Source organism: Corynebacterium accolens (assembly GCF_023520795.1).
In the GTDB taxonomy this organism is placed as follows: Bacteria; Actinomycetota; Actinomycetes; order Mycobacteriales; family Mycobacteriaceae; genus Corynebacterium; species Corynebacterium accolens.
In genome coordinates this window covers 1647383-1670992 of sequence record NZ_CP046605.1, presented here as the reverse complement: position 1 = coordinate 1670992, position 23610 = coordinate 1647383, and the positions used below count along the sequence as shown (strand labels likewise).

Genomic DNA, 23610 nt, shown 5'->3' with positions numbered 1-23610 from the left:
CGCACGGCGGCGCCTCGTCTAGCCGGTGGGGTCCAACGCCAGTGCCAGCCGCACTAACCGCACCACCCCAACTGCCCGCACCGCCCGCAATCATTCGCACCATCTGCGGTTTACCGGATCGCGGTTTCCTAGGATCCCTCGGAACCCGCGTCCGGTTCCTGAATCCCGTTCCTGCGGCGGTCCCCTCCGAGGACCCGCCACGAACCCCCGTATAAGATCTAACTAATCTGGGGGCTCCCACCTGATCGTCCCATTCCGGCGAACGAGGTGCCCGCGCAGTGGCGGGGCATTGGGGTCATCGTCGTTGACCCCGTTGTGGTAGGCGCAGGCTGTGGATAAGTTACCTATGTTGGTCAACCCACCGTGCAACCACGGCTCCAAATGATGAATCTGACATTCGTCTGCGGGCTTGTTGCACCGCGGCCATGGGCAGATTGGGTTTTCTGCAGCGGCCATCAGGCGTTGTTTCGCATTGGCAAAGCGCTCCGTGCGGTACAGGTTGACCGCTCCCTCATAGGGACTAATAAGCGTAATCAACCCGCGATCCTTAAGCGCGCGCTCGAGGTACTCGGCGCCGGTAAGCGTAGCGCCATTGGTCATTTGGAGTTGGATTTCCTCGCCATCGCCGTTGATGATGCGCACGTAGTCATCCAAGTTGACCAGGACATTGGTCATCACCGTGGTCTTGACGGCGGTACCGCCACCGAAAAAGGTCTGTTCCACCGCCTCGAGCGGCTTTTTGCCGCTCTCTTTTAGCGCGGCATGAAGGTCTGCAATAAGCATGGAGCGCGCATCGATGGCCAGGGTCCACGGCGCGTTCTTGCGGCGAATGATGCGCACCCCAGGCTTAACCTTCTTCTTTTTCGCAGGTAGCTTAGATTTTGCCAGTTTTTCTAGGTCCGCCGTGCCGGCGTTGGTAGTGCAGAGCTGCTCGCGGAGAAGCCAGGCATCGAAAAGCGTGGGCATCTTGCGGGCATACTTTTCGATGATGGACAACGCCACGATGGAATGACCATTGCGCCGGGCACCGTCCATGGCTCGCCGGCGTCGGCCGGTGAATTTGGTGTTTCCGCAATAAGCCTCTTTGAGCAGGATAAGCTCCCGCGCCGTGTGCTCCGGCGCACCATGCGCCCGCAGATCGTCCTCAGACAGGCCAGCGCACCCGGCGACGATATCCATCCCCGGGGCCATAGCTGCTAAGTAATTCTCGAGCGCGGTCATGCTTCATAATCTATGGCCGCGTGCAACCACGTACAACAGGAAAATTTCTACCTGTGGATAACTTTTGTGCACAGCGTTCTTGTGGCGCTATACTGGCGGGCACATGCGATGATCCGGCCATCACCGGGGGAGCAATTCAGAAGAACGGCCATAAGGCTCAGTAGAACTGAACGGGTGGGACCGTTATCTCCTTCACCGAAACGAAGCGGAGCTTTTAGCTCAAGCAGGGTGGTACCGCGAGCCATTGGCCCGTCCCTGCATCAAGTTACAGCGTGAAGGAAGATAATGGTGAAAAAGATTTACCCCAAGGTCGATATGACCGGCGGCTCGAGCCGTTTCCCGGATATGGAAGAAGAAGTCCAGAAGTACTGGAAGCAGGATGATACGTTCCAGGCTTCTTTGGAAAAGACCAAGGACTGCCCCGAATACATCTTTTATGATGGCCCTCCCTTTGCCAACGGCCTACCGCACTACGGCCACCTGCTCACCGGTTACGTCAAGGATATCGTGCCGCGTTACCGCACGATGGCCGGAAATTACGTCCCCCGCGTCTTCGGCTGGGATACCCACGGCCTGCCCGCGGAGCTAGAGGCAGAAAAGCAGCTCGGTATTACCGATAAAGCCCAGATCGAGGACATGGGCCTGGATAAGTTCAACGAGTACTGCGCCAAGTCGGTGCTGGAATACACCGATGAGTGGGAAGATTACGTCAACCGCCAGGCGCGTTGGGTGGACTTTGATAATGGCTACAAGACCATGGATATCAACTTCATGGAATCGGTCATGTGGGCGTTCAAGGAGCTCTATGACAAGGGCCTGATCTACAAGGGCTTCCGCGTCCTGCCGTATTCCTGGGCGGAGCATACCTCCTTGTCCAACCAGGAAACGCGCTTGGATGATTCCTATAAGATGCGCCAGGATCCCACCTTGACGGTGACCTTCCCGGTCGCGGGCGCTCGAGAGGGCACCGCGGCGGAGAAGACACTGGCGGATTACCCCGCGCTTGCCGATGCCTCCTTCCTCGCCTGGACCACCACCCCCTGGACCCTGCCGTCCAACGAGGCGCTGGCGGTTCACCCGGAGGTCTCTTACGCACTATTTAAGGCCACCGACGGCGAATTCGCCGGCCGCACGTTCATCATGGCCGAAAACCTGCTGGGCACCCTGGAAAAGGAGCTGGGTGAGGCGGAGGTGCTGGACACCTTCACCGGCGCGCAGCTCGAGGGCTTTAAGTACGAGCCGATCTTCGGCTTCTTCCCAGACCTGCGCAATGCTTATCAGGTACTGTTGGCGGACTACGTCACCACCGAAGACGGTACGGGTGTTGTCCACCAGGCACCCGCCTTTGGTGAAGACGATATGAATACCACCAATGAATACGACATCGAGTTGGTGGTCCCAGTGAATGAGGACGGCAAGTTCACCTCCCAGGTCCCGCCATACGAGGGTCAGCTGGTCTTCGATGCGAATAAGTCCATCATCAAAGACCTCAAGGCCGCTGGGCGAGTGGTGCGCCACGTCACCATCGAGCACTCCTACCCGCACTCCTGGCGCTCGGGCGAGCCGCTTATCTACATGGCTCTGCCCGCATGGTTCGTAAAGGTCACCGAATTCCGCGATCGCATGGTGGAGCTTAACCACAACGAGATCGAGTGGCTGCCGGAGCACATCCGCGATGGCCAATTTGGTAAGTGGCTGGAAGGCGCCCGTGACTGGAATATCTCCCGCACCCGCTACTGGGGCGCGCCCATCCCGGTGTGGATGTCCGATAATGACGAGTACCCGCGCATGGACGTCTACGGCTCTTTGGATGAGCTGGAGAGGGACTTCGGCAAGCGCCCGGAGTCGCTGCACCGCCCGCACATCGATGAGCTGACCCGCCCCAACCCGGACGATCCCACCGGCAAGTCCACCATGCGCCGCGTGCCGGACGTGCTGGACTGCTGGTTCGAATCTGGCTCCATGCCGTTTGCGCAAAAGCACTACCCGTTTGAAAACAAAGAGTGGTTTGAAACCCACTCGCCGGCGGACTTCATCGTGGAGTACTCCGGGCAAACCCGCGGCTGGTTCTACCTGCTGCACGTGCTGTCCACCGCGCTCTTTGACCGCCCGGCGTTCAAGAAGGTCGTGGCCCACGGCATCGTCTTGGGCAATGACGGGCTCAAGATGTCCAAGTCCAAGGGCAACTACCCGGACGTCAACGAGGTCTTTGACCGCGATGGCTCCGATGCCATGCGCTGGTTCCTGATGTCCTCGCCCATCCTGCGCGGCGGCAACCTCATCGTCACCGAGCAGGGCATCCGCGAGGGCGTGCGCCAGGCGCTGCTTCCCATCTGGAATGCGTACACCTTCCTGCAGCTCTACGCCGAGCAGGAAGCTAAGTTCGATACGAGTTCCACGCACGTGCTTGACCGCTACATCCTGGCCAAGACCCACGATCTTGTGGCCAATGTCGATGCCGCGCTGGCGGGGACCGATATCGCCACCGCTACCGAAGAGGTTCGCCTTTTCGCCGATGTGCTGACCAACTGGTACGTCCGCCGCTCCCGCGATCGCTTCTGGGGCGGCGAGGATGCCAACCCGGAGGCCTTCAATACCCTCTACACCGTGCTGGAGACCACCACGCGCGTGGTGGCCCCGCTGCTGCCGCACGTCGCCGAGGTCATCTACCGCGGCCTGACCGGTGAGCGCTCCGTCCACCTGGCGGACTTCCCGAAGGCCGAGGACTACCCCGCGGATGCGGACCTGGTTTCTGCCATGGACGCCACTCGCGCGGTGGCATCGGCTGCGTCTTCGGTGCGCAAGGCTAATAAGCTGCGCAACCGCCTGCCGCTGCCGAAGCTCACCGTTGCTTTCGCGGGCTCTCAGAGCCTGGCGGACTTCGCGGACATCATCCGCGATGAGGTCAATGTCAAAGAGGTTGAGCTTACTGACGATGTCGATTCCGTCGGCACCTTCCAGGTGGTCTGCAACGCCAAGGTTGCCGGTCCGCGCTTGGGCAAGGACGTCCAGCGCGCCATCAAGAACCTTAAGGCGGGCAACTACGAGCGCCGCGGCGATGAGGTCGTGGTTGACGGGGACATCGTCTTGAGCCCCGAGGAATATACCGAGCGTTTGCAGGCTGCGAACCCGGATTCCACGGCCCGCATCGAGGGCTTGGATGGCCTTGTCGTTCTGGATACCGAGGTCACCGAGGAGCTCGAGGCCGAAGGTTGGGCCGCCGATGTTATCCGCGGCCTGCAGGATGCCCGCAAGAACTCCGGCTTCGACGTATCGGACCGCATCTCCGTGGTTCTTGCCGTGCCTGAAGACAAGAAGGAGTGGGCGCAGCGCCACGCAGACACCATCGCAGGAGAGGTGCTAGCTACGGAGTTCTCCGTGGTCACCGAGCCACTTGCTGATGCCCACGACATCCTCGGCGACGTCACCGCCACCGTAGCGAAGAACTAAAAGCGCACGGCGCGTGCTCTAAACGGCCCGGCCGGATGCTATCTACAGCGTTCGACTGGGTCGCTTTGTGCACTTGCGAATCAGGGCATCCAATAGCCAGAAGATGAAAACAAAATACGAGGTGGTGAGCCAATTGCTTAGTGCATCGGCACTAGGCAGATTGGACCGCCAGCCAAAGACCTTGTTGCTGAGCTAACCCAACGCGAATGGAAAGTTACTGAGGAACAGGTCGGTCCAGTGCTTGGGAACATTGCTAGCGGAATCGTAGAAACCTATGGAAACAGAGGATTAGACTACATCCTGCGCATCGCGAGTTGGCATTAGTTATCTTTTGGGGCGGGGATGGGGCACTTAACATATCAACTGCTGAAGATGTGCCATTGGATGGGGGTGACTGGGAGCGAAAAGAGCACCCCTAACAGTGGGGAGGAAGCAAAATTATCGACGAAAAATGCTTTGGGATCACACGCGTTTATGGTTAACTGAGGTCAAGATTAATAACGCTAATAGCATGATAAATGTCGTGCTAAGTCGCGTCTGCGGCAATGTGTTTTTGAACTGTGAAACCACATCGTTGCGTATATGACCCAAAGTCGTCTGAACTCTCTGGAAGATTTGTATGAAACTCAATAAGCGTATTTTTGCTTCTGCCGCTCTGTCCGTATCCCTCGTTGCTCCTGCTGTAGCTCCAGTCGCTTTGGCTGACGAGGCGCCGACTCACACGAAGTGTGAGCAAAGGTTCCAAAAAGGCGCTGATTTCAATGGTACTCCTGAGATTATTGTAGCTGCGCACCTCAACAAGAATTGTGGCTTGAGTCCTGAGGAAATTGGGAAGTTGAGCCCAGAGGAAGTCAAGACCGTCGCGAAAGAGCTGAAGGACTCCAAAGGAAGGCCGGCTCTAACTGAAGCACAAATTAATAATGTGAAGCAGCCAAATTCGTTTGTCGTCAAGCCGTATTTGGATGGTTTGGCAAATAAGCCGAAAAAGGAACAAGGTTCTGACGAGCAGAGCGTTGAGAAGAAAACTTCAATCTTGGCCAATGACATTGCTGCCGGTGAGCGTGAAGTAACCGGGCAGGCATTCGTCGTTGGCGCCGAAAAGCAATCGGTTAAAGCCATCTTCCCAGGTGGCAAGGAAGCGACAGTTGAACTCGGAGACGGAATTGTCCTAGAAGAAGGACTGCGATTGGTGGAATTTACTATCGCTGTTCCAGAGGGTGTTGAGCTGAAGGCAGATGACCAAGTTTCCTTCGTTACGGTTCCATCGAACGGTAAAAGCACGACCATCATGGTTGGTGCCGCTGAAGAGGCTGACAGCAATGAAGAGAGCACCCCTGATGATGCAGTGGGTAGCTCTAAATTCGGTAAGGTCTTTGGCGTGATTGCAGGCCTTGGCGGCTTGGCCGCTTTGGTTGCAGGCGCTACCCATTGGTTGAACCAGAACCAGGACTTTGCTCACTTCTTGCAGCCACTTCGCGACTTCTTGGCACAGTTCAACATCAAGTTCTAATTCCGTCTGAATTTGCTTGGGCTCATGCCTTGGCTATGATTCGGACAATAGCTAAACCGGAGCTCTCTTTGCGGAGGTGCTCCGGTTTCTTTTGGTTAATAGGGGCAGGGAAGTGGACTTTGGTTGTTTAGCTTCAGCCTCGTGCTATTTCACGTACCCAGCAATCATCCCCTATTGAGCGGAGCTTGCTACTGGCGATTGTTTCACTGCACTACAGGCGCAGCGATTGAGTGATTTCGCGCACTTTTTGGTGGTGGATATTTTGAATGGAAAACCAATATGGTTTACTAATCTTACGTTTAAAAGCGTAAATGGCGCCATAAAGATCGTGTTATCCCACTTTCTACGGAGTCTGTCCATGCTTTCCATTCCTTGAAAGCACATCTTGGCGTATGGGGCCCGTAGCTTGTAGTTCCCCTTGGAAGGTTCGTATGAAACTCAATAAGCGTGTTCTCGCTTCTGCAGCCCTCTCTACGTCTCTCGTAGCTTCTGTTGTCCCCCCAGTTGCCTGGGCTACTGATGGCCATGTCAACTGCGCACAGGAATCCGATGATGGGGGCGATCCTCATTCTGGATTCAATGTCAATGATGCAGATTATCTGCAGCCAAACTGCGAGTTGAGTCAAGGTGAAGCCTCTCAGCCTGGCGTTGAAGAAGAGTTCAAGCAATTATTGCCTTCTGAGGTTGTTGGGGGAGCAGAAGGCAGCGACGTTTCCTTCGGCGATAACGGCGAGAATCTTGCTGATGTCGAACAGCAGTCTGGGCAGCCTCTATCGGTGAATGAAGTCAAAGAGGGGGATAGGGTGATCACTGGCTCTGTATATTTGCTCCCAGGTGAGCAGAAGATAATTCAGGCGCATTATCCAAACCGGACCGTTGCAACTAAAGTGCTAAACTCTGACGAAAAGTCCGGTGAAGAAGGTAAACCTTCTGGAGGTAAAGTTGTCACCTTTACATTCGGTGTTCCTGAAGACTTGCAACTAAAAGCCGGAGATGAAATAACAGTTTCCAGGCTTATTGATATCGCAGAAGAGGATGCCAATAAAGATAAACCCGTTAAAGTCATTGTTAAGGCGGCTGACAAGGGTAATGGTCAAGCTCCAGGGGGTGGCGCTGGCAACAATCCGTCAAAGCCGCCGGTTCCAGGTGGTAATGAGAATCCGCAAAAGCCGCCGGCTCCGGGTGGTGGTGAGAATCTGCCAAAGCCGCCGGCTCCAGGCGGCGGTGCTGGAGAGGACGGCTCTAACTTTGGCAATATCTTTGGCGTAGTCGCTGGTCTTGCTGGTTTGGCTGCTGTGGTGGCGGGTATCGCTAAAATCTTCCACCCGAACTCAGGTCTCGTTCGCTTCTTGCAGCCGCTGCGAGACTTCTTGGCACAGTTCAACATCAAGTTCTAATCCTGTCTGAGTTACCGGATGAGCGCGGGTCCGGTGTCCTGACCGTGTCTGGGTTAGGAACTGAACCGGAGCCCCCTTCGTGGATGTGCTCCGGTTTCCTTTTGATGAATGGGCCAGGAAAGCGGATCTTGTCTGTTTAGTTCTAGTCTCGCATTATTTGGGGCACTTTGTGATCTGCGATGTGTATGTCGCCCAGGCTGAGTATCAATCTGGCGCGTGTGGTAGGGCCTGAAGTAATCCTTCAACGCCCCTGTTAAACGGGGTTCGCTACCGGAAAAGTTACGCTTTACTACAGGCGCGGCCTTCAAGTGATATCGCACACTTTTCCGGTTTGAACCTTTTGGATGAGAAACCAATATGGTTTACTAATTCTACGTTTAAAAACGTAAATGACACGATAAGGTTCGTGTTATCCCACTTTCTGCGGTGTCCGCTCATGCTTTTATTCCTTGAAAGTAAAACGTGGCGTATGGGACCCGTGGCTTGTAGTAACCTTGGAAGGTTCATATGAAACTCAATAAGCGCGTTCTCGCTTCTGCAACTATGTCTGTGTCCCTCGTTGTTCCTGCTGTTGCCCCAGTCGCGTGGGCTAATGATACGCATGTAAACTGCGAACAGAGCTTCCGCCCGGGAAGCGATTTTGACGGTGATGCAAACGCCAAGGTCGCGGAACACTTGGAGCGGAATTGCCATCTGACCGCAGAACAGATTTCTAAGCTCAGCATTGAAGATTTGAAGTCGGTGGCTAAAGAGCTGAAGAGAGCAGACGGTACTCTCGCCATTAGCGTTGAGGAGATTGAGCAGTTGACTACTGGGCAGGTCAACTCTGAGGCGCAAAATAATAAAGCTGCTGATGAGGCCGACGAACCCGGCGAAACTCAGGGCAATGGGGCTGGTGGCGAACAGCAGTCTGCGGATACTCTAACGGTGAATGCCGTCAAAGCGGGCGCTAAGAATGTTACTGGCTGGGTGTTTTTGCTCCCAGGTCAAGAGAAGACTATCAACGTGTTTTTCCCGAATGGCTTACAGCCATCTGTCACAGTAAAACATGAGGACAAGTCTGTTGGAGAAGGTGAAATCTCTCGAGGCGAATATGTCCCCTTTGAAGTTGCCGTTCCTGGAGGCCTGCAATTAACGGCCGGCCAAGAACTGATCGTTACTCCGTCTAAAGATCCTTCCAAGCCAGGTGTCAAAGTAGTTTCCACTAAAGTAGTTGTTGAACCTGCAGATGTAGCTGAAGATGAAGGCCAAGGCCCTGAAAGCCCAGGGGGATCTGACCAATCAGGTGCCGGTAGCGAAGGCTCCGAAACCCCCGAAGACCCAGATTCTGGAGACTCTGTGGACGAATTCCCGGTTGATGTTATCGCGGAAGTAAATGACATCAAGGAGGGGGACAAGAAAGTTACCGGAAAGCTTCGTTTGTTCCCAGGGCAAAAAGAGGAAATTGAGGCTTATTTCCCGGGCGGAGGTCATCAGTCAACTGTCGTAGAGCTACCGAAAGACCCTGCAAAGAAGGGCCAAGCATCTGAAAGTCAGCTCGTTCCCTTTGGAATCGATGTTCCTGAAAGCGTGCAGTTAAAGGCCGGTGAAAAGGTAAAGGTTTCTCCAGTGCCTACCGTTACGGATCCGGAAACTGGTAAATCCAATAGTGTAGAGGTGGTCGTAAAGGCTGCTGATAAGGGCAGCGAGTCGCGACCCGAGCAAACCCCTGATAACGGTAAGGGCCAGACTCCAGGTAACGACGGTAGTGAGAAGCCGGGTAACCCGCAGGGTCCGGGCAACGACGGTAGTGAAAAGCCGGGCAAGCCTTCGGTTCCGGGCAACGGCAGTGGAGGGAGCAGCTCTAACTTCGGCGCTGCTTTTGGGGTAATCGCTGGTGTAGTTGCTTTTGTGGCAGGCGTTGCCAAATTCTTTAACCAGTTCTCTGGGATCGCGCGCTTCCTGCAGCCACTGCGTAACTTCTTCTCACTGTTCAAGTTCTAATCTTGCTTTAATCAGCGGATTAGCAGCTGTTTGAAGCCCGGACTAGGTACCAAGTAGTAACTAAACTGGAGCCCTCCTTGAGGAGGCGCTCCGGTTTCTGCGTTTTCTGGCTACGTGTTGCAGGACTGGCCCTAGCGCACGGGGCCGGGCAGGTGGGCGCGCCAGCCGTGAATCACGTTGATGAGGCAGCATGCGGCGAGCAGGGAGCCGATGAGGAATAGTGCGGTGAAGCCTATGTAGGGCGCAAGCGCGCTAAAGGCCATGGGGATAAAGAAGCCGGTATAGGACACGGAATAGAACACGGCGGTAAGGCCGGCGAGGTCATCTTTTCCGGCGATGCGCTGGACCTCGGAAAGGCCGGCGACAAGTGCTAGGCCGTAGCCAGCTCCCATGACAGCGGCGCTGGTGATACCGAGCGGGAGGGAGAGTGTGCGCGCGGCGATGGCACCGAAGACGGTGCCGACGGTAATGACGGCCATGGCAAAGGCGGAGGCGCGGGCGGAGCGGTGGGTGTCGATGACTTTGCCAAACATTTGGATGCCAACGCCGCAGCCTAGCGTGATGACGGTCATGAGACCGGAAAAGGCGATGGGGGCATCGCCGGCGGAATCGGAAAGCAGCTGCGGCAAAAGGGCATAGGCCGCGCCCGCGCAGCCGAATACCCAGGGGGCTACGGGAAGGACGATGCGGGAAAAGCGGCGGTGCGCGACAGAAGGAATATGCAGCATGTGCAGCATATCGCGGATGCTTAAATCCAGGAACGTGTCTTTGACGGTCGCGCCGCGGGGTGGACGGGTTTCGGGGGTTTTCAATAGCCACACCGCGGTAATGACGGTAAGCAGGATGTGTAGGACGTAGGCCAGGTGGGTGGGCCACGGGCCCCATTGGGCCAGCACCGAGGCTAGGGCGGCGCCGATGAGGAAGCCCAGGGTAAGGCACATCGATGCCTTTCGGGGGCCTGCGGCGGGGTCGCCGCCGGAGCGGGTGATGAGCTCGGAAATCCAGGTGGAGCCGACCGCCATGACGATGCCCAGCGCCAGGCCGCACAGCACGCGGCCGGCGGCGATGATGAGGGGTTCTTCGGGAGCGATGGACAGCAGGAAGGACCCGGCCAGGGAGAGCGGTGCGGCGGGCAGCATCGTCGGGCGGCGGCCGATATAGTCCGACAGCGGCCCGGAGATAAGCAGCGCGGGCACGATGCCAATGACGTAGGCCGCCAGGAGGCCGTTGACGGTGACCTGCGAGAAGTGGGATTGCTCGCGGTACATCACGAGCAGGGGAGTAAATTCATTGCCGCCCCAGGCAACGGCCACCATGCTGCCTGCGACGGGTAACCAGTCGCGATTGGCGGGGTCCTGACTCATAGTTGATCCTTCGAATTCTTCAGGTGCGAACGGAGTGCGGCGAGGTAGGCGGGCAGGTTGGCGGTGCGGAGGGCATCGGCAAGCACGCGGTGCTGATCGACGAACGCGCGGGCCCGCGCCACATTGCGCCCGATGGCGGTGGCGGTAAAGCGTTGCTGACGCTCGCGCAGCTGGTGGCCCACGTTGGCCAGCAGGCTATTGCCGGCGCTATCCATGATGATTTGGTGGAATTGCGCATCCAGGCGCGTGTATTCGCGGAGATCCTCGGCATCCAGGGCGGCGTCTTGGGCCGCGATGTTTTCTTGCAGGCGCTTGGCGATGCCCCCACGTTCCGCCTCACCCAGCTCGCAGATCTTTTCGGCACTGTGGGCATCGACAAGCAGGCGCGCCTCGTAGACCTCGCGGATTTCTTGGGGGCTAATCGGCACGACCAGCGCGCCGCGCTTGGGATAAAGCTGCAAAAAGCCCTCGAGCTCCAGGCGCAGGAAAGCCTCGTGGGCCGGGGTCCGGCTGACCCCAACCTCGGCCGCGAGTGCGGCTTCTGACAGCATCTGCGAGGAATCGATGGTGCCGTCGATGATCCTTTCTTTGACCAATTCATAAACCCGCTCCGCGGCAGGCTGCATGCTTGTATCGCTCATGCATACATCTTGCATACAAGTTAGTTTAAGCGTCAACCTATTCCCAATTCTGGGGTTGGCGTGGCTTAGACTGGAGGGCATGCAACGTTGGGTCTTACACATCGATATGGATGCGTTTTTCGCCTCCGTCGAGCAATTGACCCGACCGACTTTGCAGGGCCGGCCGGTGCTCGTCGGTGGGGTCGGCGGCCGCGGGGTTGTTGCCGGTGCGTCCTATGAGGCGCGCGAGTACGGCGCGCACTCGGCGATGCCGATGTATCGCGCCCAGCAATTGGTGGGCCTGCACGCGGTGGTGGTCAGCCCGCGCCGGGCCGTGTATTCGGCGGCCTCGCGCCGGGTATTTGAGATCATCTCCCAGCACGTGGAGGTGATCGAGCAGCTATCTATCGATGAGGCCTTTATGGAGCCAGAGGCGCTGGTAGGTGCGACGGCTGATGAGGCGCAACAGTGGGCGGATGGCCTGCGCGCGCTCATCCGGGAGGAAACGGGCCTGCCGTGTTCCATCGGCGCGGGCTCCGGCAAGCAATTTGCCAAGATCGGCTCCGGCGAAGCCAAGCCCGATGGCACCTATGTCATCCCAGCGGATAAGCAGCTGGAGATGCTGCATCCGCTCCCGGTGGGAAAGCTGTGGGGCGTCGGGCCGGTTACGGAGGCCAAGCTTAAGGGCATCGGGGTGGAGACCATCGGGGCGCTGGCCGCCATGACCCAAAAGGAGGTGGAAATCTCCATCGGCAGCGTCGTCGGATTGCAGCTGTGGCAGCTGGCGCAGGGCATCGACGATAGGGAAGTTGCCCCGCGCGCGATTTCCAAGCAGATTTCTACGGAGCATACCTATCCCAAGGACCTGCTGACGGTACCGGATGTGGACGCGGCGATTACCCGCGCGGCCGAGGGTGCGCACCGCCGCCTGCTTAAAGATGGCCGCGGCGCGCGCACGGTGACGGTAAAGCTGCGAATGGCGGATTTCCACATCGAATCGCGATCGACCACCCTGGCCTATGCCACCGATGACCTGGAGGTATTGACCGCCGCCGCCTTCAAGCTGGCGCGCTACCCGGATGAGCTGGGCCCCATCCGCCTGGTGGGGGTGAGCTATTCCGGGCTGGAAGCCGCGCGCCAAGACGTACTATTTCCTGAGCTCGACCGCGAAATCGTGCGGCCTGTGCTGCCGGATAGCGACTATGAAACGGGCGTGAGCGATGACTCCCCGCCACCGGCGCCGACCACCGTGGTAGTCGAAGACGATGTGGAGGATCAGTGGCACGCCACCCAGGACGTCTACCACCCGGAATTTGGCCACGGTTGGATCCAGGGCACCGGGCACGGGGTGGTCAGCGTGCGTTTTGAAACCCGCGCCACCGGACCCGGCCGCACGAAATCCTTTGCCGCCAGCGACCGGGATTTGGTGCCGGCGGATCCGCTCGATTCCTTAGATTGGCAAGACTGGCTGGAAACCCAAGACTAGGCTTCGCGGTAGCGCTTGGGGTCAGGGCTTTGCCGGAATACCTCGGCAGGGTCCGTGCCGGTGGCCAGCACCGCGGCCAAAAGAATACGCGCCTGGCTGGGGCGGAAGGCACCCGCGTTGATCGCGCCCAAGCTATGCAGGCTCGCCCCGCCGCCATCGCCGCCATAGGACAACGCGGTCGCGCCGTACGGGGTGCGGGTGGAAATAACGACGGGGAGGCCATCGCGGAGGGCATCGGCAAGCGCGCGGCCCATATCCCCACTCATATTGCCCGCGCCCATGGCCTCGATGACGAGGCCGGCGGCGGAAGTGCGGGCGGCATCGACAAGCACGCGCCCCGCGCCGGGGTAGGCAGGGATGATTTCTACCGGGTGCGGCGCCAAGGGCTGCGGGTGCAGCCGCGGGGTGGCATCCGGGATCCGCAGGGACTCAAAAGCGCGCAGGTCAGAGGTGTGCTGCTTGCGGGCCCCGCGCGCAGGGATGGTCATGCCGCCAAAGCGGATGAAGACGCCGGGCTGCCCGCTAAGAGCGAGCTCGCGCGCATCGCGGAGATTGCGCGGGCCGTCCGGGTGCGGGTGATCGTAGGAGCGCTGCGCGCCGGTGAGCACAATGGGCGTATCGCCGGCGCAAAAAATCTCCAGCGCCATCGCCGTCTCTTCCATCGAATCGGTGCCATGGGTGATGATGACGCCGTCGATGTCTGCGCGGGCGGTCTGCTCATTGACCACCGCGATGAGCTCGTCGAGGTCCGCGAGCGTAATAGAAGAGGAATCGAGCTGGCGAAATTCCACCACTTCGGCGTCGATATCGGCCGCGAGCTGCGCGCCGGTGACGGTGGGGACGAGGGAACCATCCCGCACAGTGGTGCAGGCAATCGTGCCGCCGGTGGCGATGAGGGCGAGGTTAGTCATACCTTCCAGAATAAAAGAAGACGCGCCGAGGCGGCAGGCGCGGACCAGAAAAGCTGGTGCAAATGTAAACTGATGGGAGTTTATAACCCAGACGTGAGGAGTGAGAAGTGAAATTCCGCAAATTTGGTGCCGCGTGCCTCGCATTGAGCGCGGCGGCCGCCCTGTCCGCCTGCTCTTCTGATGACGAGCAAGAAGACACCACCAAGAACAGCGAATCCAGCGAATCCGCGTCCGCCGACGGCGACTCCGCGGCCCCCGCACTGCCAACCGCCGCCGATTTGAACGCCATCCTGGCCAAGGCCACGGATCCGGAGGCATCGCAGGAAGAAAAGACCGCCACCGTGGAAGGCGGCGAATCCGCCCCAGAGATCTTTGACACCATGGCGCGCTCCAAGGAGGAGTCCGGTGCGGAGTTCGCGGTCGTGGATCCGGTTTTGCCCGGCTATGACCCGCAGTCCGTGCTGACCACGGTGAATTTCTCCACGGCTGATGGCCAGGAGCAGACCGCGGACCAGGTGGAATTTATTTATCAAGACGGCACCTGGAAGCTGTCGAAGACCTGGGCCTGCACGCTGATCCAAAACACGGTGCCGCCTGAGCAGGTGCCGGAGATGTGTGCCGATACCGGTGCGGGTGCGCTGCCGGCCGATGAGGGCAACGGAGCACCTGCGCAGGGCGATGCCCCCGCAGAAGGCGCAGAGCAGGCGCCTGCCGAGGCCCCCGTAGAAGCCCCCGCTGAGTAACTCGCCTCCCCGCTACTCGGAAAACGCTAGCTCCGTCAGGCTTGATTGCACGACGCGCAGATCTGAATCGGCGGTGCCGTAGGTTACCTTCGTATCGAAGGACACGTCACCGTCCACGGGGAGCGGTTTCGTCAGGTCTACCGTGATGCTTCCCGAGGAGTTGGTGGAAGAATCCAGCACGTCGAGTTCCTTATCCTTTAACTCCGTGCCCTCGGCTTGGCCCTCGAAGGATAAAGCACCCAGGGTGGGGCGTTGTTCCACCTCGACGGATAGCGTGACGCGGTCACCATCGATGGACTCGACCTTATAGCGGGTCGTCTGCAAGAGCGTGGATTCGCCGGTCACGCGCGAATCTACCGTCCACGTCGCGCCGGTGCCGACCTCTTCTTCCGGGAAGACGATGGGCAGCGCGGTCAGCTTCATGATCGCCTGTTCGACGGTGCCGCGCGCCTCATCGCTCGCATCCTGCGGGGCGGCCAAGCGCAGGGAATTCATCTGGCCGTTGTCTTGGCCGCGCCAGCCAAATTGGAACCCGGACGCAGAAGAGACATCGGTATCGCCGGAGTATTCCGGATCCCCTGCGGTGACAAACGCGTTGCGCGAGGCCGGGAGCTGATCCTCGACGTCCTCGGTGGCTTTATCCACGGAAGCTGAAAGCGGCAGGGTAGTGGTCTCCTTATCCACGTCGGCGGCCTGGAAGTCGGCGGCGGCGGATTTATTCAGCAGGTCCTGCGAAAATCCCTCCGTGGCGCGGTACGTTACCTCCTGCGAGGAGTCGATGTCGTGATATTCCAGCAGTTTCTTCTCCCCGGTTCCGGCCTCTTCGACGGTCAGGCGCGGGGCATCGATAGTCAGGCCGACTGGCTGCTCCACGGCGGGGCCGGGGGTCTCATAAGAACAGGCGCTTAGCGCTACGGCGACGGCGGAAAGGGCTGTAAAAACTTTGACTCGAAACACGCTTACCAAAATACCGGACGCTCCTGATTAGAATGGTGTGGGTGAGCCAAAAACGAAGGAGTCAGACAGGTCTTATCGCCGCGGTGGTCATCGCCGTGGCGGTTGTGGATCAAGCCGTAAAACAACTCATGCTGACCGTCCTGACGGAGGGTGTGCCGCACTATGTCATCGGGGACTGGTTCAGGTTTACCCTGCTCTTTAACCCGGGCGCGGCGTTTTCCATCGGCGGCGAGGGATCGACCTGGCTGTTTACCACCATTCAATTGGCGTTCGTCTTAGGCGTTGCCATCGCCGCCCCGCGCATCCACAACACCGGCCAGGCGCTGGGGCTGGCGCTCATTGCCGGTGGGGCATTGGGCAATTTTGCAGATCGCATCTTCCGCGACCCGGGCTTCTGGTTCGGGCACGTCGTGGACTATATCTCGGTCGGCTCGTTCGCGGTCTTTAATATCGCAGATGCGGCCATTACCTGCGGCGTTGTCATCTTTATCGGCGCCATGCTGATTGCGGAACGAAGGGCGGAAAATGAATAGGCAATTGCGCAGTTTCCCCATTCCAGAAGGCTTGGAGGGCATGCGTGCCGATGCCGCGCTGGCCAAGCTCCTCGGCCTCTCCCGCTCGGCCACTGCCCAGCTGTGCGCCGAAGGCGGGGTCACCGTGGATTCGCAGGAGCTGGGTAAATCCGAGCGCCTGGCGTCCGGCCAGGTGGTCTCGGTGCTGCTCCCGGAGCCGGAAAAGCCCCTGCTGCCGCGCGAAGAGCTGGTAGAGGGCATGGACGTTTTATATAGCGACGCCGATATCATCTGCGTGCACAAACCCGTGGGCGTCGCCGCGCACCCGAGCGTGGGCTGGGATGGGCCGACGGTCATCGGCGGGCTGCGCGCGGCGGGGTATAACGTGGCCTCGCTTGGCCCCACCGAGCGCCAGGGCATCGTCCACCGCCTGGACGTGGGCACCTCCGGGGTCATGGTCGTGGCCTCCTCCGGGCGCGCCTATTCCGCACTCAAGCATGCGTTTAAGCACCGGACCGTGAAAAAGACCTATCACGCGGTGGTCCAGGGCCTGCCCGATCCGATTGAAGGCACCATCGATGCGCCCATCGGCAGGCACCCGAAGTCAGGCTGGAAATTCGCCGTGCTTGACGACGGCAAGGCCGCGGTCACCCACTACCGCCTCATCGAGGCCTTTCGCGAGGCCAGCCTCATCGAGGTGCACCTGGAAACCGGCCGCACCCACCAAATCCGCGTCCACATGTCCGCCACCGGGCATCCCTGCGTCGGCGATCCCATGTACGGCTCGAACCCGCAGCTTTCTGCCCGCCTAGGACTCGAGCGCCAGTGGCTGCATGCGGTGCAGCTGGGCTTTACCCACCCCGGCACCGGGAAGTGGTTCGAGGCCCGCGCGCCGTACCCCGATGACCTGCAACAGGCCCTGGAGCGCCTGCAGGGATGAAGAAGTTTTATCGGCGGCGCCGCCTAGCGGCCTTGGCGCTGGTGCTGGTGGCGATCGTGGTGGCCCTGGTGCTTTTTGGCACGCTGGGCACGCAGGCATCCACGCGCGTGCAAGGCGATCAGCTGGGCCCGGATGGGGAGTCCCGCGCGGAGTATATTGAGCGCGTTAATTCCATGGACATCGACCCGGATGCCGCCACGTATGCGCTGGTTACCTTCGATACCGAGCTGCCGCCTGTCGCCGTGGCCGCCGCCCTGACTGATATTCCGCGCATGGACGCCATCCTCATGGGCTCGACCGCGCCCATCGCGGTGCCGGAGCCTGTTGCCGGCGAGGATCGCGCCGCGGTGATTAACCGCACCTTCGATCGCATCGGCGCCTCCTACGGCCAGCGCCCCAGCGAGGTGAGCGCCGCCGTGGTGTGGGGGACGGGCGCCCAGCTTGCCGATGTCGCCTCCCTCCCCGCCGTCGCCGCCGTCGAGCCCGCGCCTGCCGATGCCGCCTGGGGCAGCTTCGCCGTGCGCCCACCCAGCTAAATTTGCCATCCTGAACGCTTCGCCGCGCGGGGTGTGGGGGTGGCGGCTTAGTATCGGGGACATGGAACACATTCGGGCATATATTGCGGCTTTAAACTCGGCGATGGATATCCTCGCCGAGGCCGCCGATATGCCCGCCTCCGAGCTGACCGCCGCCGGAATGCCGGATGCCGCCGCCGCGTCGATAGCCCACCTTTCCCAGATCTATTTCGGGCCGACCAGCTTTACGCGCCGCCAGCGTCGCGCGGTCGAGGGGGCGCGCCGCAATGGGCATTCGCTGCCGACGCTGGAGGTCATCGAAAAGCACGCCCGCCGCGCGCCCACCCAAGCCCGGGCCTGGGCCCTGCGCGCGGAGCTTGCCCAGGTATCCGCCGATACCCAGGCGATGGACAAGCTCGCCCGCAAGAAGGTGCGCGCGCTGCGCCCGCCGCGCGAGCCCAAACCCGGGGTGAGGCTGCGCCGCCGCGCCGCGGGCAAACCGTGGACGCTGACGATTACGGGTAGCTCCAGCCTCGTCGCGGAGCTGCATAACCAGGCAGGCACGCTTGCCGATGTCGCCGCCCTCTTCCACTCCGGCGCCTCCACCTCCACCGTGCGCACCAACGTGGTAATCCCGCTGGATAAGCTAAGCGCCGTTGTGCAGGGCGATAAAGATGTGACGGTCACCATGACCAACGGCGCGCAGATAAGTGGCGCCGAGCTGGCCCAGCGCGCGATGGCGGAGGAAGGCTTTATCACCCTTATCCACCCCGTGGAGGGGCCGGTGAACCTGTACCGCATGCGGCGCGGGGCAACGTGGAAGCAATTTATGATGGCCGCCGCCGAAAACCCCGTTTGCCCGGCGCGCGGGTGCCACCGCCCAGCCGATGAGTGCCAGGTGCACCACATCTATAGCTGGGCCGGCGGCGGCTGGACCAATGCCAAGAACCTCACCGTAGCGTGCCCGCATCACAACGGCCGCAATGACGACGACCGCGCGGGCCGCCCCCGCAATGGCCGCTTCGAGCGCGTGCACGGCGGCGTGCGGTGGATTAAACCCTGGCAGCCGCCACCGCCGGACCTTGTTGATACCGGGCCCAGATAGACACAGTGTTGGGCCCAAGGCCCGCCCTCCCAGCGGCGACCATTACGCGCCGTTTTCCCGCGCCGTACACTCTCGCGAACCCCTTTTCACGCAGGACATTCCTGCGTACCGTTTTCCTGCGCACGCAACCATTTCGCATTCCCCCTCGCCGCGGACTCTTGCGTGCCGCTTACCCGTGCTGCGAACTTCTGGGCGCCGCTAACCTGCGCCGCGCATTCTTGCGTGCAGCGCTCTGGCACCCTTCTCCCGTGCCGCGCACTCCTGTGGGCCGCTTACCCGCGCCGCGCACTCTTGCGCGGCGCGCTTTGGCGAACGCGAATGAGATCCGCAATGTAGATGCTGACCGCTACGCCGATGATGCCGAAGCCAATCCACCGGTGCGCGGAAAAATGCTCTTGGGTGACAAAGAGCGCCCACAGCATCTGCATGATGGGGGTGAGGTATTGGAGCATGCCGATCGTCGATAAGCGGAGCGTCCGCGCGCCTTGGGCGAAGCACAATAGTGGCAACGCGGTAATTAGGCCGGCGCTGATTAATAGCAGCATGTGTGGCGTGCCATCCGAACTGAACGTGCCGCGGCCGGCCTGCTCGATCCACACGATATAGGCAATGGCAATGGGGGAGACCACCAAAGACTCCGCCGCGACCGAGACCGCTGCCGATACCCGCACCTGCTTCTTGATGAGCCCGTAGATGCCAAACGATGCCGCCAACAGCAGCGAGATATACGGCGCCTGTCCGATAAAGAAGGTCAGATACAGCACCGCGATTGCCGCCACGGCGACGGCGGTCGCCTGCCATGGGCGCAGCTGCTCCTTTAAGAAGATCATGCCGAGCGCCACCGATACTAGGGGGTTGATGAAATACCCTAAAGCGGCATCGGCCACGTGATCGGTATTAATCGCCAGTACATAAGTACCCCAGTTGACCGTGATAAATACGCCCCCGGCGGCAAGCCAGCCCCACGTGCGCTTGTCCATGCGCACCAATTCGCGCCAGCCGCCGCTGAATATTAAAAATGCCGTGACGATAACCGCGGTCCACAACACGCGGTGGGCGAGGATTTCCAGCGGCGTGGCCGGCAGCAGGAGCGGGAAGAACGCGGGGAAGAACCCCCACATGATGTATGCGGCGAGCGTGAAGATCATCACCGCATAATATCGTCATCTTGACCGCCCCGCTAAGATGACCGCATGGCCAAAAACTCCTCCTTCGTCCACCTGCATAACCATACCGAGTTCTCCATGCTGGACGGCATGGCCAAGGTCGATATGTTGGCTGATGAGGTGGTCAAGCAAAACATGCCCGCCGTGGGCATGACAGACCACGGCAATATGTATGGATCCGACGCCTTTTACAAGCGCATGACCAGCGCCGGGGTCAAACCCATCATCGGCATCGAGGCCTACATGGCCCCGGAATCGCGCTTTAATAAAAAGCGTGTGTTGTGGGGCACCCCGGACCAAAAGCGCGACGATGTCTCCGCCTCGGGCGCGTATTTGCACCAGACGATGATCGCGGAAAACGCGACCGGGCTGCGCAACCTGTTCACCTTGTCTTCGCTCGCCTCCTACGAAGGCCAGCTGGGCAAGTGGCCGCGCATGGATGCAGAGCTCATCGCCGAGCATGCCGATGGCATCATCGCCACGACCGGCTGCCCATCCGGCGATGTGCAGACCCGCCTGCGCCTCGGCCAATTCAACGAGGCCCTCGAGGCTGCGGCGATGTGGCAAGACATCTATGGCAAGGACAACTTCTTCTTGGAGTTGATGGACCATGGGCTGGACATCGAAAAGCGCACGCGCGATGGGCTGCTCGAAATCGGCCGGAAGCTGGACCTGCCGCCGCTGGTGACCAATGACTGCCACTACGTGCTGGAATCCCAGGCTCCGGCGCACGAGGCCATGCTGTGCGTGCAGACCGGCAAGACGTTCATGGACCCGGACCGCTTCAAGTTCGGCGGTACCGGCTACTACATCAAGTCCGCCGCGCAGATGCGCGATACCTGGGATGACCTGATTCCGGATGGCTGCGATAACACCCTGTGGATTGCCGAGCGCGTGCAAGACTACAGCGAGGTGTGGGAGGAACACCCCCACGACCGCATGCCCATTGCCGATGTCCCCGAGGGCCACACCCCCACCTCCTGGCTGACCCACGAGGTGATGGAGGGGCTGCAGCAGCGGTTCCCCGGGCGCGATGTGCCGGAGGAGTATATCGAGCGCGCCAAGTACGAGATTTCCGTGATTGAGATGAAGGGCTACCCGTCCTACTTCCTCATCGTGGCGGAGCTTATTAAGTATGCGCGTTCGGTGGGCATCCGCGTGGGGCCCGGCCGTGGTTCTGCGGCGGGTGCGCTCGTGGCCTACGCGCTGACCATTACCAATATTGATCCGCTGGAACACGACCTGCTCTTCGAGCGCTTTTTGAACCCCGAGCGCCCGTCCGCGCCCGATATCGATATCGACTTCGACGATCGCCGCCGCGGCGAGATGATTACCTACGCCGCCGAGCGCTGGGGCGAGGATAAGGTTGCCCAGGTCATTACCTTCGGTACGGTGAAAACCAAGCAGGCCATTAAGGACTCCGCCAAGGTACACTTTGGCCAGCCCGGCTTCCAGATGGCCGACCGTATCAACGGCGCGCTGCCGCCGGCGATTATGGCGAAGGACATTCCGCTGCGGGGCATTACTGACCCCGACCACGAGCGCTATTCCGAGGCCGCCGAGGTCCGCCAGATGGTGGAAACTGACCCGGATGTGAAAAAGATTTATGACACCGCGCGCGGCTTGGAGGGTGTTGTTCGCCAGGCTGGCGTGCACGCCTGTGCGGTGATTATGGCCTCCGTGCGGTTGATGGACCACATCCCGATGTGGAAGCGGCCTGCCGATGGCGCCTATATCACCGGCTGGGATTACCCCGCCTGCGAGGCCATTGGCCTGTTGAAGATGGACTTTCTGGGCCTGCGCAACCTCACCGTTATCGGCGATGCCATCGAAAACATCAAGCGCAACCGCGGCGAAGAAGTGCAGCTCGAGCAGCTGCATGCCGATGACCCCAAGGTCTCCAAGGTCTATGACCTGCTCTCGCGCGGGGATACCTTGGGCGTGTTCCAGCTGGACTCCGGCGGAATGCAGGAGCTGCTCAAGCGCATGAAGCCTACCGGATTCAAAGACATCGTGGCCTCCTTGGCCCTGTACCGCCCTGGCCCGATGGGTGTCAATGCCCACTGGGATTATGCCGATCGCAAGAATGGGCGCAAGGAAATCACCCCGATCCACCCTGAGCTCGAGGAGCCGCTGAAGGAAATCCTGGATGAGACGTATGGCCTTATCGTCTACCAGGAGCAGATCATGCGTATCTCGCAGAAGGTGGCGAACTACACCGCCGGCGAGGCAGATGGCTTCCGTAAGGCGATGGGTAAGAAAAAGCCCGAGGTCCTGGCCCAGCAATACGATAAATTCTGGGGCGGCATGCAAGAAAATGGCTACTCAAAATCCGCCATGGATGCCCTGTGGGGGACCATCGAGCCCTTCGCGTCGTACGCGTTTAACAAGTCCCACGCCGCGGGCTACGGGTTGGTCTCGTTCTGGACTGCCTACCTCAAGGCCTACTACGCGCCGGAATACATGGCGGCGCTACTAACCTCTGTGGGCGATAAGAAAGATAAGTCCGCCATCTACCTGTCGGACTGCCGCCACTTGGGCATTAACGTCTTACCGCCTTCGGTCAATGAGTCCGAAGAGGACTTCCAAGCTGTGGGCGAGGATATTCGCTTCGGCATGGGCGCTATCCGCAACGTGGGCTCTGAAGTGGTCGAATCCATCATTGCCTCGCGTAAGGCAAAGGGGGCGTTTACCTCCTTTAGCGATTACCTCGACAAGATCGACCTTGCGGCGTGTTCCAAGCGCGTGACCGAGGCGCTGATTAAGGCCGGTGCTTTTGATGATTTCCAGCAGCCGCGCAAGGGCCTCATGTTGATTCACGAGGACGCCGTCGATGCCGTGCAGACCACCAAGAAGGCGGCGGATAAGGGGCAATTCGACCTCTTTGCCGGCTTCGGCGGTGGTGACGATGCCTCTTCGGAGGGCGCCTTTGCCATTGATGTTCCGGACGACTCGTGGGATCGCAAGCACGAGTTGGCACTTGAGCGAGAGATGCTGGGCCTCTACGTTTCTGGCCACCCACTCGATGGTTTCGAAGAGGCCCTAGCTGCGCAGACCAATACTCCGCTGACCAAGATCCTCAACGATGAGGTACACAATGGCCAAGAACTCATCATCGGCGGCATCATTTCCGGCGTGGACCGGCGCTTTTCTAAGCGCGATGGTTCCCCGTGGGCGATTGTCACGGTAGAAGACCACAACGGCGCGCAGGTAGAGATCTTGGTATTCAATAAGGTCTATTCGCTGGCAGCGCCGCATATCGTGGAAGACAACATCATCTTGGCGCGCGTCAACGTCAAGGTGCGCGATGAGCGCCGGTCGCTGTTTTGTTCCGATATTCGCGTCCCCGAGCTGGGGCCTGGCGGTGGCGCGAGCCTGCCGCTGCGCCTGACCATGCGCACGGACCAGTGCACGATGGAAAATATCGCCCGACTCAAGCAAGTCTTGGTCAAAAACCACGGTGATTCCGATGTTTACCTTGAGCTTGTCGAAGGCGATCAAACCACCACGATGGTCCTAGGCGAGCACCTCCGCGTGCAACGATCCGGCAACCTCATGGGGGATCTGAAGGCCACCATGGGCGCTGGCATTTTGGGCTAGTAGAATTTGCCTGCCTCGTCCCTGCGCTCCCTCTTTCTGAGGCGAACAGGGATTGAGGTGGCGACGGGCCTAGGGCGAAGCCGCCAGGCCGCCTGCGCGAAAAGCTGGGCATAAAGAAATGGCCGCCGTG

17 protein-coding genes are annotated in these 23610 nt (G+C 60.0%); 11 read left to right on the top strand and 6 right to left on the bottom strand.

The window, feature by feature from the left end:
- Nucleotides 1–222: 222 nt before the first annotated feature.
- Nucleotides 223–1221 carry an HNH endonuclease signature motif containing protein gene (locus CACC_RS07975; RefSeq protein WP_005278450.1) on the bottom strand — a complete coding sequence of 333 codons (999 nt, stop codon included), beginning with the start codon at nt 1219–1221 and terminating at the stop codon, nt 223–225.
- 285 nt (nt 1222–1506) lie between these two features.
- Between CACC_RS07975 and ileS the strand changes: the two genes are divergently transcribed.
- From ileS to CACC_RS07955, 4 genes are all read left to right on the top strand, one after another.
- On the top strand, nt 1507–4671 hold the full coding sequence (ileS, locus tag CACC_RS07970) for an isoleucine--tRNA ligase (protein WP_005278452.1): 3165 nt from the start codon (nt 1507–1509) through the stop codon (nt 4669–4671).
- Nucleotides 4672–5290: 619 nt separating this feature from the next.
- Nucleotides 5291–6181: a hypothetical protein gene (locus CACC_RS07965; protein ID WP_005278455.1), complete on the top strand. Its 891-nt coding sequence runs from the start codon at nt 5291–5293 to the stop codon at nt 6179–6181.
- A 431-nt stretch (nt 6182–6612) separates the two neighbouring features.
- Nucleotides 6613–7578 carry a hypothetical protein gene (locus tag CACC_RS11630; protein ID WP_005278457.1) on the top strand — a complete coding sequence of 322 codons (966 nt, stop codon included), beginning with the start codon at nt 6613–6615 and terminating at the stop codon, nt 7576–7578.
- A 507-nt stretch (nt 7579–8085) separates the two neighbouring features.
- Nucleotides 8086–9561, top strand: a complete 1476-nt coding sequence (locus tag CACC_RS07955) for a hypothetical protein (protein ID WP_005278458.1) — start codon at nt 8086–8088, stop codon at nt 9559–9561.
- 131 nt (nt 9562–9692) lie between these two features.
- Here the strand turns inward: CACC_RS07955 and CACC_RS07950 are convergent, their stop codons facing one another.
- Entirely contained in the window at nt 9693–10925 is a 1233-nt protein-coding gene (locus CACC_RS07950) for an MFS transporter (RefSeq protein ID WP_005278460.1), read from the bottom strand.
- A complete protein-coding gene (locus CACC_RS07945) occupies nt 10922–11566 on the bottom strand; it encodes a GntR family transcriptional regulator (RefSeq protein WP_005278463.1) in 645 nt (214 codons plus the stop codon). Before CACC_RS07945 ends, CACC_RS07950 begins: the two co-directional genes overlap by 4 nt.
- Nucleotides 11567–11645: 79 nt before the next feature.
- On the opposite strand from CACC_RS07945, the gene CACC_RS07940 reads away from it, so the two are divergent.
- Nucleotides 11646–13031, top strand: a complete 1386-nt coding sequence (locus tag CACC_RS07940; protein WP_035108433.1) for a DNA polymerase IV — start codon at nt 11646–11648, stop codon at nt 13029–13031.
- Here CACC_RS07940 and CACC_RS07935 read toward each other — a convergent pair.
- Nucleotides 13028–13942, bottom strand: coding sequence for an asparaginase (locus CACC_RS07935; protein WP_005278469.1), 915 nt, complete (start codon nt 13940–13942; stop codon nt 13028–13030). The genes CACC_RS07940 and CACC_RS07935 overlap by 4 nt on opposite strands.
- Before the next feature lie 107 nt (nt 13943–14049).
- Here CACC_RS07935 and CACC_RS07930 point away from each other — a divergent pair, with 107 nt between their 5' ends.
- Nucleotides 14050–14685, top strand: coding sequence for a WKL family lipoprotein (locus tag CACC_RS07930; RefSeq protein ID WP_005278471.1), 636 nt, complete (start codon nt 14050–14052; stop codon nt 14683–14685).
- Between the two features lie 12 nt (nt 14686–14697).
- Here the strand turns inward: CACC_RS07930 and CACC_RS07925 are convergent, their stop codons facing one another.
- Nucleotides 14698–15642: a hypothetical protein gene (locus CACC_RS07925; protein WP_005278474.1), complete on the bottom strand. Its 945-nt coding sequence runs from the start codon at nt 15640–15642 to the stop codon at nt 14698–14700.
- A 32-nt stretch (nt 15643–15674) separates the two neighbouring features.
- On the opposite strand from CACC_RS07925, the gene lspA reads away from it, so the two are divergent.
- The 4 genes from lspA to CACC_RS07905 all read left to right on the top strand — a co-directional run bounded on the left by lspA (nt 15675) and on the right by CACC_RS07905 (nt 18714).
- Nucleotides 15675–16175 (top strand): signal peptidase II, encoded by a 501-nt coding sequence (gene lspA, locus CACC_RS07920; RefSeq protein WP_005278476.1) that lies wholly within the window; start codon nt 15675–15677, stop codon nt 16173–16175.
- Nucleotides 16168–17094: an RluA family pseudouridine synthase gene (locus CACC_RS07915; protein ID WP_005278479.1), complete on the top strand. Its 927-nt coding sequence runs from the start codon at nt 16168–16170 to the stop codon at nt 17092–17094. The genes lspA and CACC_RS07915 overlap by 8 nt, the downstream gene beginning before the upstream one ends.
- On the top strand, nt 17091–17630 hold the full coding sequence (locus CACC_RS07910) for a hypothetical protein (protein WP_005278482.1): 540 nt from the start codon (nt 17091–17093) through the stop codon (nt 17628–17630). Before CACC_RS07915 ends, CACC_RS07910 begins: the two co-directional genes overlap by 4 nt.
- A gap of 61 nt (nt 17631–17691) precedes the next feature.
- Nucleotides 17692–18714 (top strand): HNH endonuclease signature motif containing protein, encoded by a 1023-nt coding sequence (locus CACC_RS07905; RefSeq protein ID WP_005278484.1) that lies wholly within the window; start codon nt 17692–17694, stop codon nt 18712–18714.
- 272 nt (nt 18715–18986) lie between these two features.
- Here CACC_RS07905 and rarD read toward each other — a convergent pair whose 3' ends face one another.
- Nucleotides 18987–19862, bottom strand: a complete 876-nt coding sequence (gene rarD, locus CACC_RS07900) for an EamA family transporter RarD (RefSeq protein ID WP_005278487.1) — start codon at nt 19860–19862, stop codon at nt 18987–18989.
- Between the two features lie 45 nt (nt 19863–19907).
- On the opposite strand from rarD, the gene dnaE reads away from it, so the two are divergent.
- The gene (gene dnaE / locus CACC_RS07895) at nt 19908–23480 is read left to right on the top strand and encodes a DNA polymerase III subunit alpha (RefSeq protein ID WP_005278490.1); all 3573 of its coding nucleotides are present in this window, start codon (nt 19908–19910) and stop codon (nt 23478–23480) included.
- The last annotated feature ends 130 nt before the right edge of the window (nt 23481–23610 follow it).

Coding starts and splice junctions, on each gene's coding strand:
- CACC_RS07975 (WP_005278450.1), bottom strand. CDS start 1,221: ATGACCGCGCTCGAGAATTACTTAGCAGCTATGGCCCCGGGGATGGAT.
- ileS (WP_005278452.1), top strand. CDS start 1,507: ATGGTGAAAAAGATTTACCCCAAGGTCGATATGACCGGCGGCTCGAGC.
- CACC_RS07965 (WP_005278455.1), top strand. CDS start 5,291: ATGAAACTCAATAAGCGTATTTTTGCTTCTGCCGCTCTGTCCGTATCC.
- CACC_RS11630 (WP_005278457.1), top strand. CDS start 6,613: ATGAAACTCAATAAGCGTGTTCTCGCTTCTGCAGCCCTCTCTACGTCT.
- CACC_RS07955 (WP_005278458.1), top strand. CDS start 8,086: ATGAAACTCAATAAGCGCGTTCTCGCTTCTGCAACTATGTCTGTGTCC.
- CACC_RS07950 (WP_005278460.1), bottom strand. CDS start 10,925: ATGAGTCAGGACCCCGCCAATCGCGACTGGTTACCCGTCGCAGGCAGC.
- CACC_RS07945 (WP_005278463.1), bottom strand. CDS start 11,566: ATGAGCGATACAAGCATGCAGCCTGCCGCGGAGCGGGTTTATGAATTG.
- CACC_RS07940 (WP_035108433.1), top strand. CDS start 11,646: ATGCAACGTTGGGTCTTACACATCGATATGGATGCGTTTTTCGCCTCC.
- CACC_RS07935 (WP_005278469.1), bottom strand. CDS start 13,942: ATGACTAACCTCGCCCTCATCGCCACCGGCGGCACGATTGCCTGCACC.
- lspA (WP_005278476.1), top strand. CDS start 15,675: ATGGTGTGGGTGAGCCAAAAACGAAGGAGTCAGACAGGTCTTATCGCC.
- CACC_RS07915 (WP_005278479.1), top strand. CDS start 16,168: ATGAATAGGCAATTGCGCAGTTTCCCCATTCCAGAAGGCTTGGAGGGC.
- CACC_RS07910 (WP_005278482.1), top strand. CDS start 17,091: ATGAAGAAGTTTTATCGGCGGCGCCGCCTAGCGGCCTTGGCGCTGGTG.
- CACC_RS07905 (WP_005278484.1), top strand. CDS start 17,692: ATGGAACACATTCGGGCATATATTGCGGCTTTAAACTCGGCGATGGAT.
- rarD (WP_005278487.1), bottom strand. CDS start 19,862: ATGATCTTCACGCTCGCCGCATACATCATGTGGGGGTTCTTCCCCGCG.
- dnaE (WP_005278490.1), top strand. CDS start 19,908: ATGGCCAAAAACTCCTCCTTCGTCCACCTGCATAACCATACCGAGTTC.